Source organism: Streptomyces sp. NPDC048172 (assembly GCF_043202595.1).
GTDB lineage: Bacteria > Actinomycetota > Actinomycetes > Streptomycetales > Streptomycetaceae > Streptomyces.
Genome location: NZ_JBIDAT010000007.1, coordinates 228,624 through 243,069 on the forward strand (window position 1 = coordinate 228,624; position 14,446 = coordinate 243,069).

Annotated in this window: 10 protein-coding genes; 6 read left to right on the top strand and 4 right to left on the bottom strand. The window is 72.2% G+C overall.

Annotated elements, in window-relative coordinates:
• Nucleotides 1-152 precede the first annotated feature (152 nt).
• Together ACGF3A_RS30525 and ACGF3A_RS30530 are read left to right on the top strand one after the other, a co-directional pair.
• The gene (locus ACGF3A_RS30525; RefSeq protein ID WP_393733846.1) at nt 153-2,072 is read left to right on the top strand and encodes a hybrid sensor histidine kinase/response regulator; all 1,920 of its coding nucleotides are present in this window, start codon (nt 153-155) and stop codon (nt 2,070-2,072) included.
• Nucleotides 2,069-2,665 (top strand): two-component system response regulator, encoded by a 597-nt coding sequence (locus ACGF3A_RS30530; protein WP_393733616.1) that lies wholly within the window; start codon nt 2,069-2,071, stop codon nt 2,663-2,665. The genes ACGF3A_RS30525 and ACGF3A_RS30530 overlap by 4 nt, the downstream gene beginning before the upstream one ends.
• 37 nt (nt 2,666-2,702) lie before the next feature.
• Here the strand turns inward: ACGF3A_RS30530 and ACGF3A_RS30535 are convergent, their stop codons facing one another.
• A complete protein-coding gene (locus ACGF3A_RS30535; RefSeq protein WP_393733617.1) occupies nt 2,703-4,589 on the bottom strand; it encodes an AMP-dependent synthetase/ligase in 1,887 nt (628 codons plus the stop codon).
• Between the two features lie 192 nt (nt 4,590-4,781).
• A complete protein-coding gene (gene lepA / locus ACGF3A_RS30540) occupies nt 4,782-6,650 on the bottom strand; it encodes a translation elongation factor 4 (RefSeq protein ID WP_393733618.1) in 1,869 nt (622 codons plus the stop codon).
• A 199-nt stretch (nt 6,651-6,849) separates the two neighbouring features.
• Between lepA and rpsT the strand changes: the two genes are divergently transcribed.
• Together rpsT and ACGF3A_RS30550 are read left to right on the top strand one after the other, a co-directional pair.
• Nucleotides 6,850-7,116, top strand: a complete 267-nt coding sequence (rpsT, locus tag ACGF3A_RS30545; protein ID WP_393733619.1) for a 30S ribosomal protein S20 — start codon at nt 6,850-6,852, stop codon at nt 7,114-7,116.
• 684 nt (nt 7,117-7,800) lie between these two features.
• Nucleotides 7,801-8,574: a hypothetical protein gene (locus tag ACGF3A_RS30550; protein WP_393733620.1), complete on the top strand. Its 774-nt coding sequence runs from the start codon at nt 7,801-7,803 to the stop codon at nt 8,572-8,574.
• Between the two features lie 86 nt (nt 8,575-8,660).
• Here the strand turns inward: ACGF3A_RS30550 and holA are convergent, their stop codons facing one another.
• Nucleotides 8,661-9,647: a DNA polymerase III subunit delta gene (holA, locus tag ACGF3A_RS30555; RefSeq protein ID WP_393733621.1), complete on the bottom strand. Its 987-nt coding sequence runs from the start codon at nt 9,645-9,647 to the stop codon at nt 8,661-8,663.
• A gap of 98 nt (nt 9,648-9,745) precedes the next feature.
• On the opposite strand from holA, the gene ACGF3A_RS30560 reads away from it, so the two are divergent.
• Both ACGF3A_RS30560 and ACGF3A_RS30565 read left to right on the top strand, forming a co-directional pair.
• Complete coding sequence (locus ACGF3A_RS30560) at nt 9,746-9,991, top strand: hypothetical protein (protein ID WP_393733622.1); 246 nt, start codon at nt 9,746-9,748, stop codon at nt 9,989-9,991.
• Between the two features lie 206 nt (nt 9,992-10,197).
• Nucleotides 10,198-11,757, top strand: coding sequence for a substrate-binding domain-containing protein (locus tag ACGF3A_RS30565; RefSeq protein ID WP_393733623.1), 1,560 nt, complete (start codon nt 10,198-10,200; stop codon nt 11,755-11,757).
• 39 nt (nt 11,758-11,796) lie between these two features.
• Here the strand turns inward: ACGF3A_RS30565 and ACGF3A_RS30570 are convergent, their stop codons facing one another.
• Nucleotides 11,797-14,400, bottom strand: coding sequence for a ComEC/Rec2 family competence protein (locus ACGF3A_RS30570; protein WP_393733624.1), 2,604 nt, complete (start codon nt 14,398-14,400; stop codon nt 11,797-11,799).
• Nucleotides 14,401-14,446: the final 46 nt, after the last annotated feature.

The window sequence follows — 14,446 nt, forward strand, 5'->3', positions numbered from 1 at the left end:
AACGCCCGCCGCAGCCGCACACCTCGCTGCGCGGTCTCTCGGGCAGCTGGCGCGACGCCGCGGAGGCGGTCAACCAGATGGTGTCCGACCTGCGCGAGACGACCCGGGCGAAGGAGTGGCTGGAGTCCAACCTGACGCGGCTCGCGGCGCTGATGCAGGGCCGCCGCGACATCAGGGACGTCGCCGAGCTCATCATGCGGGAACTTCCGCCGCTGGTCAGCGCGGAGTACGGGGCGCTGTTCCTCTCCGGCGACATCACCCCGGGGCTCACGGACCTGCCGGACGGCACGGGGCCCGGCAGCCGTAGAGGGAGAGCGGACGCCCGCCCCGGCGGCGGCACGGCCGCGGCGGGCCCCCGCACGGCGGGCGGGGCCGTGGGCGAGCACGTACCGGCGCAGCGGCAGGAGCAGGGCGGCCCGCCCCGGCTCTCGTACGTCGCGGGGTACGGGACCTCGGCGTTCGAGCAGGACGCGCGGCTGGTGCCCGGCACTCCGGGGCAGGGGCTGGTGGCGCAGGTCGCGGCGCAGAAGCGGCGGCTGCTGCTGACGGACGTGCCGACCGGCTATCTGCCCATCGCCTCGGGCCTGGGCTCGGCGCCCCCGGCGTGCGTGGTGATCCTGCCGCTGATGTACCAGGACCGGGTGCTGGGGGTGCTCGAACTTGCCTCCTTCAGTCCGTTCAGCGACATCCATCTGGCCTTCTTCGACCAGTTCATGCACACGATGGGCGTGGCGCTGCACACCATCCGCGCGAACACCGAACTGTCGGAGAAGGCGGCGCTGCTGGCGGCCTCGTCCGAGTACAAGACGCAGTTCCTCGCGAACATGTCGCACGAGCTGCGCACCCCGCTCAACTCGCTGCTGGTCCTGGCCCGTCTGCTGGCCGACAACGAGTCGGGCAACCTCTCGGAGGAGGAGGTCCGCTTCGCGCAGACCATCCACCGCTCCGGCACCGACCTGCTCCAGCTCATCAGCGACGTGCTGGACCTCTCGACCGTCGAGGCGGGCCGGATGGAGGTACGGCCGCAGCGGCTGGCGCTGCTCAAGCTGCTGACGTACGTCCACGACACCGCGCGCCCCCTCGCGCTCAGCCGGGGGCTCGGCTTCACGGTGGACGTGGCGGACACCGTTCCGCGCCGACTGCACAGCGACGAGCGGCGGATCCAGCAGGTGCTGCGCAACCTGCTCTCCAACGCCTTCAAGTTCACGGCCGAGGGCAAGGTCGAACTCCGGGTCACCGCCGCCGAGGTGGCCGGGCAGAGCGCGGTGGCCTTCACCGTCAGCGACACCGGCATCGGGATCGCGCCCGAGCGGCTGGCCCGGATCTTCGAGGCGTTCCAGCAGGGCGACCGCTCCACTCACCGTACGTACGGGGGCACGGGTCTCGGGCTCTCCATCAGCCAGGAGATCGCCACCCTGCTGGGCGGCAGGATCACCGTGGAGAGCGCCCAGGGCGAGGGCAGCAGCTTCACGTTCACCGTCCCCGCGGCCTCGCCCGAGGGGGCCGTCGGCGGAGCGCCGGACCCGGTGGTGAGCGGCGTCCTGGGCAGAGCCCTACGGGACGGGGACGGCGAGAGCGACGGGACAGCCGAGGCCGACGAAGCCGCCTCCTCCGATTCCGCGCAGCCCGCCGTCGCGAGTCTCGCGCGCTGGCAACAGGGGCGGCCCTCCGAGGTACTGTCGGGGGTACGGGTGCTCGTCGTGGACGACGACATCCGCAACGTCTTCGCGCTCACGCACGCGCTGGGCCGCGTCGGCATGTCCGTGCGCTACGCGGAGAACGGCCGCGAGGGCATCGAGACCCTGGCGGCCGACCCCGCCGTCGATCTCGTGCTGATGGACATCATGATGCCGGAGCTGGACGGCTACGAGGCGATCCGTACGCTCCGCGCCGATCCGCGCTTCACGCGGCTGCCCGTCGTCGCCCTCACCGCACAGGCCATGCCGGGCGACGACGAACAGTCCCTGACCGCAGGGGCGTCCGCGTACGTACCCAAGCCTGTTGACATCGACCGGCTGCTGGGTACGGTGCTCGCCCTGCTCGATCCTCACTCCTCCACGGAGAGGCGATGACCACCGGTATCACCGGCCGTACGGCCCCCCGCGACCTGGACGCCAGCATCCTGCTGGTCGACGACATGGAGGACAATCTCGTCGCGCTGGAGGCGGTGCTGGCCGCGCTCCAGGTGCCTCTGGTGCGCGCGGAGTCGGGCGAGGAGGCGATGAAGGCGCTGCTGCGCCAGGACTTCGCCGTCGTCCTGCTGGACGTCCTGATGCCGGGGATGAACGGCTTCGAGACCGCCTCGCACATCAAGCGGCTCGACCAGACCAAGGACATCCCGATCATCTTCCTCACGGGTGCCGAGACGGCGACCGACCCGGGCTACGCCTTCCGGGGGTACGCGACGGGCGCGGTGGACTACCTCACCAAGCCCTTCGACCCGTGGGTGCTGCGCACCAAGGTCGCGGTCTTCCTCGAACTGCACCGCAAGAACCGCCAGCTGCAGGAGCTGCTCGACGACGAGCAGCTCCGGCTGAACGATTTCGCGCACCGCCTGGAGGACGTCGAGCGGCAGCTCGCGGAGGGCGCGGAGACCGCGGCCCTCGCCGGGAGCGTCGCCGAACTGGCCGACGCGCTGCACGAACTGAGGGGCGAGGACCGCTGAGGGGATCGCGGCTCCGGGCCCCTCAGCGGTTCTGCCGCTACTTCTCGCGCGCCCCCTCGTACATCTCCTCGATCAGACCGGCGAACTCCCGTTCCACCACGGGCCGCTTGAGCTTGAGGCTCGGCGTCAGCTCGCCGTGCTCGATGTCGAGGTCGCGCGGCAGGACGCGGAACTTCTTGATGGTCTGCCACCGCTGGAGCCCGCCGTTCAGCTCCTCGACGTAGCCGTCGATGAGCTGCCGCACCTCCTCCGAGACCACGACCTCCGCGTAGGGCTTGCCCTTGAGCGACTCCTGCTGCTCGGCCCAGCCCATCAGGGACACCTCGTCGAGGGCGATGAGCGCGGAGCAGTAGTTCCGGTCGGCGCCGTGGACGAGGATGTTGGAGACGTACGGACAGATCGCCTTGAACTGCCCCTCGACCTCGGTGGGCGCGATGTACTTGCCGCCGGAGGTCTTGATCAGGTCCTTCTTGCGGTCGGTGATCTTGAGGTAGCCGTCGTCGGACAGTTCGCCGATGTCGCCGGTGTGGAACCAGCCGTCCTCCTCCAGGACCTCGGCGGTCTTCTCCGGCAGGCCGTGGTAGCCCTGCATGATGCTGGCGCCGCGCAGCAGGATCTCGCCGTCGTCCGCGATGCGCACCTCGACGCCGGGGAACGGCTTGCCGACCGTGCCCGTGCGGTACGTGTCGTGACGGTTGGCGAAGCTGGCGGCGGAGCTCTCGGTGAGCCCGTACGCCTCCAGCACGGGGACGCCCGCGCCGGCGAAGAAGTAGCCGAGGTCGGGCGCGAGCGCGGCGGAGCCGGAGATGCAGCCGACCATCCTGCCGCCGAACGCCTCGCGCAGCTTGCTGTAGACCAGCCGGTCGGCGACGGCGTGCTTCATCTTCAGCCCGGTCGGCGCCACGGCCTCGCCGGTGCGGCGCTGGTTGTCCTGGACGGTCTTCGCGTACTCGCGGGCGACCTCGGCGGCCCACTGGAAGATCTTGTACTTCGCGTTGCCCCCGGCGCGGGCCTTCTGCGCGACGCCGTTGTAGACCTTCTCGAAGATCCGCGGGACGCCGCACATCTTGGTCGGCTGGACGACCGGAAGATTCTCGATGATCTTGTCGATCCGGCCGTCGACGGCCATGACGTGGCCGACCTCGATGTGCGCGGAGATCAGCACCTTGCCGAAGACGTGCGCCAGCGGCAGCCACAGGTACTGCACGTCCTCCGGCCCGATCAGCTCGGTCTGCCGGATCGACTTGGCCATGAACGACCAGGCGTCGTGCGGCAGCCGTACGCCCTTGGGCTTGCCGGTGGTGCCCGAGGTGTAGATGAGGGTTGCGAGCTGGTCGGCGCGGAGCCCGCGGCAGGTGTCGCGGACGGCGTCCGGGCTCTTCTCCAGGTACGCCGCGCCGCGCCGCTCCAGCTCGGCGAGGCTGAGCGCCCAGCCGTCCCGCGCGTCCTCCTCCGGGACCTCGCCGTCGATCAGCACGACGTGGGCCAGGCCGGGAAGCTCCTCGCGGTGCGCGCGCACCTTGGCGAGCTGCGCCTCGTTCTCCGCGAGCAGCACCCGGCTCTCGGAGTCGGAGAGGATGAAGACGGTCTCGTCCTCGTTGGTGCTCGGGTAGACGGTCGTGGTCGCCGCGCCCGCGCACAGGATGCCGAGGTCGCACAGGATCCACTCGACGCGCGTGGCGCAGGCGATGCCGACCCGCTCCTCGGGCCGTACGCCCAGGTCCATCAGCCCCGCCGAGATCGCGAACACGCGCTCGGCGGCCTGGCTCCAGGAGTACGAGCGCCACTCGTCGGGCCCCTCCCCGGCGGCCGGGGGCACGGGGTACCGGAAGGACTCGGCGTCGGGGGTGGCCTCGACGCGTTCCAGGAAGAGCGTCGCCACGGAGGGCGGCCGGTTCTCGATCAGGGACTGTGTGTCGCTCACGCCATCCTCCGGGTCCCGCGTCCTGCTCGCGTCCTGCTTGTCGGCTCACACTAATTGACTCACGAGTAACTAGTGAGCAGTGATCAGACTAAAGGCCGCAGCCCCCGTACGTAAGGGGCTGCGGCCGGGTCTGTGAAGGGGGTGCCGAACGAGGCGACTGCTTCGCCGCCTGCTTCCCCGCCTCCTTCTCCCCTACTTCTTCGCCTTCGCCTCGCCGGCGCTGTCGTCGGACGACAGCGCCGCGATGAACGCCTCCTGGGGCACCTCCACGCGCCCCACGACCTTCATCCGCTTCTTGCCTTCCTTCTGCTTCTCCAGCAGCTTCCGCTTACGGGAGATGTCACCGCCGTAGCACTTGGCGAGGACGTCCTTGCGGATGGCGCGGATGGTCTCGCGGGCGATGATGCGGGCCCCGATGGCGGCCTGGATGGGCACCTCGAACTGCTGCCGGGGGATCAGCTCCCGCAGCTTGTTCGCCATCCGCGTGCCGTACGCGTACGCCTTCTCCTTGTGGACGATCGCGGAGAACGCGTCGACCTTGTCGCCCTGGAGCAGGATGTCGACCTTGACGAGGTCGGCGCTCTGCTCGCCCGTCGGCTCGTAGTCCAGCGAGGCGTAGCCGCGGGTCTTGGACTTCAGCGCGTCGAAGAAGTCGAAGACGATCTCCGCGAGCGGCAGCGTGTACCGCAGCTCGACGCGGTCCTCGGAGAGGTAGTCCATCCCCAGCAGGCTGCCGCGCCGCCCCTGGCACAGCTCCATGATCGCGCCGATGAACTCGCTGGGCGCGATGAGCGTGGCCTTCACGACCGGCTCGTGCACCTTGTCGATCTTGCCGGTCGGGAACTCGCTCGGATTGGTGACGACGTGCTCGCTGCCGTCCTCCATGTCCACCCGGTAGATCACGTTCGGCGCGGTCGCGATCAGGTCGAGCCCGAACTCGCGCTCCAGCCGCTCCCGGATGACCTCCAGGTGCAGCAGGCCGAGGAAGCCCACGCGGAAGCCGAAGCCGAGCGCCGCCGAGGTCTCCGGCTCGTACGTCAGCGCCGCGTCGTTCAGCAGCAGCTTGTCGAGCGCGTCGCGCAGTTCCGGGTAGTCCGAGCCGTCGAGCGGATAGAGGCCCGAGAAGACCATCGGCTTCGGGTCCTTGTACCCCGGCAGCGCCTCCTCGGCGCCCTTGGAGAGCTGGGTGATCGTGTCACCCACCTTGGACTGGCGGACGTCCTTCACGCCTGTGATCAGATAGCCGACCTCGCCCACGCCCAGGCCGTCGGCCGGGGTCATCTCCGGCGAGTTCGTGCCGATCTCCAGCAGCTCGTGGGTGGCACCCGTCGACATCATGCGGATGCGCTCGCGCTTGCTGAGCTTGCCGTCGACGACCTTCACGTAGGTGACCACGCCCCGGTACGCGTCGTAGACCGAGTCGAAGATCATCGCGCGCGCCGGGGCGTCCGCGACGCCGACCGGCGGGGTGACCTGGCGCACGACCTCGTCGAGCAGCTCCTCGACGCCCTCGCCCGTCTTCGCGGAGACCTTCAGCACGTCCTCGGGCTCGCAGCCGATGAGGTGCGCCAGCTCGGCGGCGAACTTCTCGGGCTGCGCGGCCGGAAGATCGATCTTGTTGAGCACCGGGATGATCGTGAGGTCGTGCTCCATCGCCAGATAGAGGTTGGCGAGGGTCTGCGCCTCGATGCCCTGCGCCGCGTCGACCAGCAGGATGCAGCCCTCGCAGGCCGCGAGGGAGCGGGAGACCTCGTAGGTGAAGTCGACGTGGCCCGGGGTGTCGATCATGTTGAGGATGTGCGGCTTCCCCGCGTCCTCGGTCGGCGCCCAGGGCATCCGCACCGCCTGGGACTTGATCGTGATGCCGCGCTCACGCTCGATGTCCATCCGGTCGAGGTACTGCGCGCGCATCTGCCGCTTGTCCACGACGCCGGTGAGCTGGAGCATCCGGTCGGCAAGCGTCGACTTTCCGTGGTCGATGTGCGCGATGATGCAGAAATTACGGATCAGCGCCGGGTCTGTACGGCTCGGCTCCGGCGCGTTCGAAGGGGTCGCGGGCACGCAGTGTCCTGTCGGGTCTGGTCTGTCGGGTCGGGGCGGTGGTGCTGCATGGTGCTGCATAGAGCTGTATGTCGCCCCTCCATGGTCCCATGAGCGCGGGGCGCGGAGCGGATTGGGAGGGCGCTGGCGCTGCTGGTAGCCTGGGCGACTGTGCCTTCTGGCACTGAGACGAAGAATCCCGAACCGTAAAGGCTCATTCGTGGCGAACATCAAGTCCCAGATCAAGCGGATCAAGACCAACGAGAAGGCGCGTCAGCGCAACAAGGCGGTCAAGTCCGAGCTGAAGACCGCGATCCGTCGCACCCGCGAGGCCGTCGCCGCCGGTGACGCGGCCAAGGCCGCCGAGGCGCAGCAGGTCGCGGCGAAGAAGCTCGACAAGGCCGCCAGCAAGGGTGTGCTGCACAAGAACAACGCGGCCAACAAGAAGGCTGCGCTCGCCAAGCACGTCGCCACGCTCAACGGCTGACCTTCCGCTTGCCGCTCCGGCACTCCACGGCGGGCCCTCTCTCATCCGCCCTGTGCCAGAGCTCGTGATCGACACGACGCCGCACGCGGCCTGCGTTCGCCACGCGGGTGCGGTGTCCACAGCGTGACCCGAGACCCCGTCTCCGCCCTTTCCCCAGGGCTGGAGGCGGGGTCTCGGGCATGCCTGGGTACGTTTACTGGCATGTCGCATCCGGGGGAGCATCCGCAATCCGGGCAACCGAGCCGGTCCGATGGACAGAGCCGGGCTGAGGGACAGGGCTGGGCCGCTGAGGGGCAGGGGCGGGCCGAGGGACAGGGCCAGGCCGCTGAGGGGCAGGGGTGGGCCGAGGGGCCAGGGCAGGCCGGTGGACCGGGCAGTCAGGCCGGGGGGCCAGCGGCCTCGGGCGAGCCGAGCTATCTGGGGCCGCCGCTCCAGCCAGGGCAGCCGGGGCAGACCGGGGCCTCGGGATTTCCGGGGCAGCCCGGCCAGCCCGGCCAGCCCGGCCGGACGGGACAATCTGGCCAGTCGGGACAACCCGGCCAGTCGGGACAGTCGGGCTGGGCCGGTGGGCCGGAGTCGTCGGGGCAGCCGAGCTATCTCGGGCCGCCCCTGCAGCAGGGGACGACGGGGCAGCAGGCGCAGCCGGACCCGGGGAACCCCTATACGCAGCCGCTGGGCCAGCGTGTGCCCGCGCCGGGCGGGCCGCACGGAGCGCCACCGGGCCCCTACGACCCGGTCACCGGCGCCCAGGCTCAGGCCGCGTACGGACAGGGCACGCCCGGGACGGTGCCGCTGACGGCGGTCCGGTCGCCCCGCAGGACGCCGGGCTGGCTCTGGGCACTCGGCGGCGCGCTGCTCGCCTCGGCGGTGTGGGCCGGGTCCCTGCTGGCGACCGGCGGCTTCGAGAAGGGTGGCGACACCGGGGGCGGCAAGGCCGACCTCGCCGGATACACCGTTCCCTCCGACATGTGCGAGCCCTTCGACCGCTCGGCCCTCGCCGCGCGCTACTCGGAGGAGAGCGGCGACCCCACCTCGTACGGCTCGAAGGACCCGGCGCTCTCCTCGGCGTACTGCAGCGTCACGATGAAGTCCTCGGGCTCCGACTACGCGCGCACCTATGTGAGCTTCACCGGCGACTGGCACAAGAAGTCCGACCCCGAGCCGGAGTTCGCACCCCGCATGAAAGCGTACACGGAGCGCAGCGACGACACCTCGACCTACCGGGTCCGGCAGATCGGCGGGATCGGCGAGGAGGCGTTCCTGATCCTGGACAAGTCGCAGGGCGGCGACACCGTGCGCTGGGCCCGCCTCGCCGTACGGGACGGCTGGTTCGAGGGCACCCTGGAGTGGAGCAACTACGGGACGGGTCCCAATGACGGAGAGTCGCTCTCCGAGACGGAGCTGCGGAAGATGATGACCTCCGACATGAAGGCGACGCTGGAAGCCCTCAAGAAGTGACCCCGCCCGGCGGCACGCGCCACGGGCCGCCCGTGCCCCCGGCATGACCGGCGCCACCGGCACGACCGGCGCCGCAGCGCCCCGGCTCAGCGTGAGCGGGCCGCGCCCGCAATGGTGACGACCGCCCGCTCCAGCGCGTACTCGGGGTCGCTCGCGGCGCCCTTCACCGCGGCGTCGGCCTCGGCCACGGCGCGCAGCGCCGTCGCCACCCCGTCCGCCGACCAGCCCCGCATCTGCTGCCGGACCCGGTCGATCTTCCAGGGCGGCATGCCCAGCTCCCGCGCGAGGTCGCCGGGGCGGGCCCCACGCGGGGCCGAGGCGAGCTTGCCGATGGAGCGGACCCCCTGCGCGAGGGCGCTGGTGATCAGCACCGGCGCGACCCCCGTCGCGAGAGCCCAGCGCAGCGTCTCCAGCGCCTCGGCGGCACGGCCCTCCACCGCACGGTCGGCCACGGTGAAGCTGGAGGCCTCGGCCCTTCCCGTGTAGTACCGCCCGACGACCGCGTCGTCGATCGTGCCCTCGACATCGGCCGTGAGCTGCGCACAGGCGGAGGCCAGCTCGCGCAGATCGCTGCCGATCGAGTCGACCAGCGCCTGGCACGCCTCCGGCGTCGCCGACCGGCCCAGCGTCCGGAACTCGCCCCGCACGAACGCCAGCCTGTCCGCCGGCTTGGTCATCTTCGGGCACTCGACCTCGCGTGCCCCCGCCTTGCGGGCGGCGTCCAGGAGAGCCTTGCCCTTGGCCCCTCCCGCGTGCACCAGGACCAGGGTGATCTCCTCGGCCGGGGCCCCGAGATACGCCTTCACGTCCTTGACCGTGTCCGCCGACAGGTCCTGTGCGGCGCGCACGACGACGACCTTCCGCTCCGAGAAGAGCGAGGGACTGGTCAGCTCGGCCAGGGTGCCGGGCTGGAGCTCGCCGGACGCGAGGTCCCGCACATCCGTGTCCGCGTCGGCGGCACGGGCCGCGGCGACGACCTGCTGCACGGCACGGTCGATCAGCAGCTCCTCCTGCCCCACAGCCAGGGTCACGGGAGCGAGCGGGTCCTCTGTCGTCTTCTTTCGCGCAGCCATCGCGGTCAAGCATCCCACGCCCCACCGACAGCCCCGCCCGGAACGGGCAGGGCCAGAGCCGCCCCTCCGGCCCGGCGCGGCCCTGCGAGAATGCCCGGGTGAGCGACGTACGACATGTGCTGGTGCTGCCCGACCGGGACGCGGCGGAAGAGGTGGCGGAGGAGCTGGAGGACCTTCTCGGGCTGACGGAGGAGCCGCAGCTCGTACGGGAGGCGCTGGCCGGCGAGGACGACGCGGAGGACGCGCAGTGGCTCGTCGTCCTGGAGGACCCCCACGGCACGTACGACCCCGGGAAGCTCGACGCCCTCGCCGCCACGCACGACGGCTGGCTCGAACGGGACTGACCAGAACGGGACCGGCCCGAGCAGGATCGGCCCAAGCAGGACTGACACGCCCCGGACGCGCTCCGGTCACGCGCCGGGCACGCCCCGTCGACGCCCGGGCGACCTGGCGGCGAACATCCGCCGACAGCACGGGATTTCCGGCCCGCCGTCCCTGACCGGCTCGTACCTTGACATCCCCCGGACCGGTCATTCGTGCGAGGCCCACCATGGACTGGCTCAGCCCCGAGAACGTGCTGGCGGCGCTCGGCGTGCTCGCCACCTTCGGGGTGCTCTGGTACGAGCGGCTCATGCCGGGCCAGAAGCGGATCGGCTACCGCGTCCAGATGGACACGCTCATCGACAACGACTCCTCCAACGGGCGCGGCGCCCAGCGCCTCAGTCTCCTGGACGCCACGTCCGACATGACCGGTGCCTCGCTGGTCCTGCTGCGGATCGAGAACGACGGCCTCCGCACCGTCGACAACGGGGACTACTTCACCACCCCCGAGGGCGAACACGCGGGCCTCACGGCCACCTTCCCCGACCGCACCGTCCGCGACGTCGCCGTCACCGAGCCCAGCCCCCACGACCTCGTCAACCACCTCAACCCGCCCCGGAACGGCGACGGTCCCCCGCCCGACAGCGACGAGCCCGAAGGCCCCGGCCTGCGCTACACCGGCAACCAGATCGCCATCCCCAAGGTCCCCCTCAACCGCGGCGAGCACTTCAAGCTGCTCGTCCTCCTCACAGGGCCCGGCGTCCGCCGCAAGCCCGAGGTGAGCGGGCGCATCAAGGAGGGGAAGGTCCGGGAGAACCAGAAGAACCCCCGGCCCAGCAACCGCGTCCTCGGTCTCGTCCTGGGCCTCGTGCTCCTCCTCGTCTTCGAACCCATCGGCATCCGCATCTGGGGCGACTCCCCTCCCCCGCCACGCGGCTGCGCCCAGGGCGCGCTGACGGTCCTGGGCTCCACCGCCTTCGCCCCCGTCATGAAGGACCTCTCCGACGCCTACGAGAAGGAGTGCCCCGGCGCCCGGATCACCGTGGACGCGCAGGGCAGCGGCGCCGGGATCCGCGAGCTCCAGCAGGCGGGCGAGGACGCGAAGGACGGCTTCCCCGCGCGCCTCGCGCTCTCCGACGGCCCCAAGCCGGACGGCTACCCGAAGCTCAAGGAGCACAGGGCCGCGCTTTCCGTCTTCACTCTCGTCGTCAACGAACGGGTCAGCCCTCGCCCGCTGAGCCTCAGCCGCGCCGACGTCCGCCGCCTCTACGAGGGCAGGATCACCAACTGGAAGCAGCTCGGCGGCCCGCCCCTCCCCGTCCGCCTGGTCAGCAGGAACGCGGGCTCCGGCACCCGCGGGGTCTTCCAGAGCCGCGTGCTGGAACGGCTTGAGCCCGCCTACTCCTCGCGCGACTGCCGCGGGAAGGACTCGCCTGAGGCCCGCGTCATCCGCTGCGAACTGGACAGCACCGCCCAGGTGCTGCGCACCGTCCGCCAGATCCCGGGCGCCATCGGCTACGCCGAACTGCGCTCGGCCTCCCGCGCCGACGGCATCCGCCTCGCCGGACTCGACGGGCACCAGCCTTCCCCGGACGCGGTCCGCAAGGGCGCGTACCCCTTCTGGGAGCCGGAGCACGCCTACACCTACGGATCGCCGCCCGCCAGCTCCCTCACCTCGAAGTTTCTCGACTACATGAACGGCGACACGGGCCGCAACCTCATGGAGAAACACGGACACCTCCCTTGCGCACCTCTGGAGAACCAACGCGTCTGCCAACGAACCCCGTGAGGCCCCGAACCGACGACGGGGCCCGGCGGGCCACGACCGTCAGGGCCCTCTCGCCCACGGACCCCCACCCGGGCCGCCACCCGGGCCGATGCGCGAACTGCCCCGCTCCGTGACGACCGCCGGGGAACCGTCGTCCCGCCGGACCAGCGCCAGCGCCCCGTTCTCATCCGTCCGCGCGACCGCCGCGCCCGCTCCCCACAGCGCCCGCAACGTCTGCGGCGCCGGATGCCCGTACGGGTTGTCCGCGCCCGCCGATACGAGCGCCACCCGGGGCCGCAGCCTGTCGAGCAGCGCCGGGTCCTGGTACCGCGAACCGTGGTGCGCCACCTTGAGCACATCGACGGACGGCATCCCCGGCCATGCGGCCAGCAGCCGCTGCTGCGCGGCCGGTTCGAGATCACCGGCCAGCAGCAGCGTGATCCCCGCCGTCCGCACGAGGAGCGTGACGCTGGCGTCGTTCGCCCCCTCACCCGCCTCACCGGCGGCCCCGGGCATGCCCTGGGGCCGCGGCGGCCACAGCACCTCCCACCGCAGGTCTCCCGCCCGGCGCCGCTCCCCCGCCGCCGCGGTGACCACGGGAACCCGCGCGCGCCGCGCCGTCTCCCGCACGAACCCGGCCTGCCCGGCGGGCTCTTCGAGCGTGGTCGTCTGGATCGCCCCGACCGCCCGGCCCCGCAGCACACCGGACAGTCCGGCAACATGATCCGCGTGGAAGTGCGTCAGGACGAGCAACGGGATCTCCCTGACGCCCAGTTCGCGCAGACAGCGGTCCGCGGCGGCCGGATCGGGCCCCGCGTCGACCACCACGGCACCGCCTCCCCCGCCCTCCTTCCCGTCCACCGCCAGCGCGAGGGCGTCGCCCTGCCCGACATCGCACACCACCAGGCGCCAGCCCGGCGGCGGCCACCCCGTGAGCGGCCGGACGAGGGGCGCGGGGCGGGCCACGGCCAGCACCAGCAGCAGGGCGCACGCGGCGCACAGCCATGGCCGGTGCGGCAGCCTCAGCCGTGCCGCCACCCCCAGCAGCACGACGGTGAGCAGCGCCAGCAGTCCCGCCCCCGCCCAGGAGCCCGGCCAGTCGATCTCCGCGCCGGGCAGCCGCGCGCCGGTACGCGCGAGGGCGGCGATCGCCTCCACCGGCCAGCTCGCCAGCCAGGCCAGCACCTTGGCGAGCGGCATCGCGAACGGCGCGGCACCCAGCGCCGCGAACCCCAGCACCGTCGCGGGCGCCACCGCGAACTCGGCCAGCAGATTGCAGGGGACGGCCACGAGGCTGACGTGCGCCGCCAGCACCGCCACCACCGGAGCGCACGCCGTCTGCGCCGCGGCAGCCGCCGCCAACGCCTCCGCCAGCCGTCCCGGAACTCCCCTGCGACGCAGCGCCGCGCTCCACCGCGGCGCCACCGTCAGCAGCGAACCGGTGGCCAGCACCGACAGCAGGAACCCGAAGTCCCGCGCGAGCCACGGATCGTAGAGCACCAGCGCGAGCACGGCCCCGGCGAGTGCGGGCAGCAGCGACCGCCGTCTTCCCGTGGCGAGCGCGAGAACGGTGATCAGCCCGCAGGCCGCCGCGCGCAGCACACTGGGCTCCGGACGGCACACGACCACGAAGGCCAGCGTGAGCAGCACGCCCAGCACGGCCGTGCTCCGCAGCGGGATCCCCAGCCGGGGCGCCAGCCCGCGCCGCTCGACCCGGTGCGCGAGCCCCGGCGGACCGATGACCAGAACCAGCAGGATCGTGAGGTTGGCGCCGCTGACCGCGAGCAGATGCGTCATGTCCGTGGCCCGGAACGCCTCGCCCAGCTCCGTCGGCATCCGCGAGGTGTCCCCGACGACGAGCCCCGGCAGCAGTCCCCGCGCGTCGGCACCGAGTCCTCCGCTCGCGGTGCGCAGCCCGGCCCGCAGCTCTCCGGCGAGCGCCTGCGCCGCGCTGGGCCCGGCGAGGACGTGCGGCGCCCCCTCGCCCCGGACGCGGAGCACGGCCGCGATGTCCTGTCCGCCCGGACCGTCCCGCGCGGGCGGCGCCAGGCGGGCCTCGACCCTGATCCGGGTGGACGGGAGGAGCCGCATCCACGCGCCCCGCCCCTTGGCCGCGTCCGTGCCTCCTTGGGCGTGCGCGGTGCCCGTGACGAGGAGCAGCACCGGTGTGCGCTGCACCGTCCGCACCCCGTCCCCCGTCTCCGTACGGACCGCTTCGGCGGGGATCACGACAAGGCGCTCGGCCTGCTGGGCCCCGCGCACCCGGGGACGGGAGAGCCGGGGATCGCCGGTGACCTCGACCTCGGCGGTGGCCTGCCCGAATCGCTCCGCCTGCCGCGGCAGCGGCCCTCTGCGCAGATCCGCCGCGTGCAACCCCGCCGCTGCGCCACCGGCGGCGGCGCACAGCAGCGTCACCGCCGCGCCCACCAGCACCGCTCCGTGCCGTCCGCCCTGTCCCCCGGCGCCCCGTGCGGCCACGACGAGCAGCGGCACCGCCGTCGCACAGCACAGGGCCGCTCCTACGGCCGTCACGGTGCCGGAGACGCTGAGCGCGACGGCCGCCGCGCCCCACGCGGCGAGCGCGGGCGGGACGAGGCGCAGGTCCCTGGGGCCGCTCTGCCGGGGGTCGGCGGCCCCCAGCGGGTGCGGTGCCGCCGCGTGCACGGTCGCCCGGCCCCTCCTCGGCGGCCCCGGAGACGCGGGGCTCGCC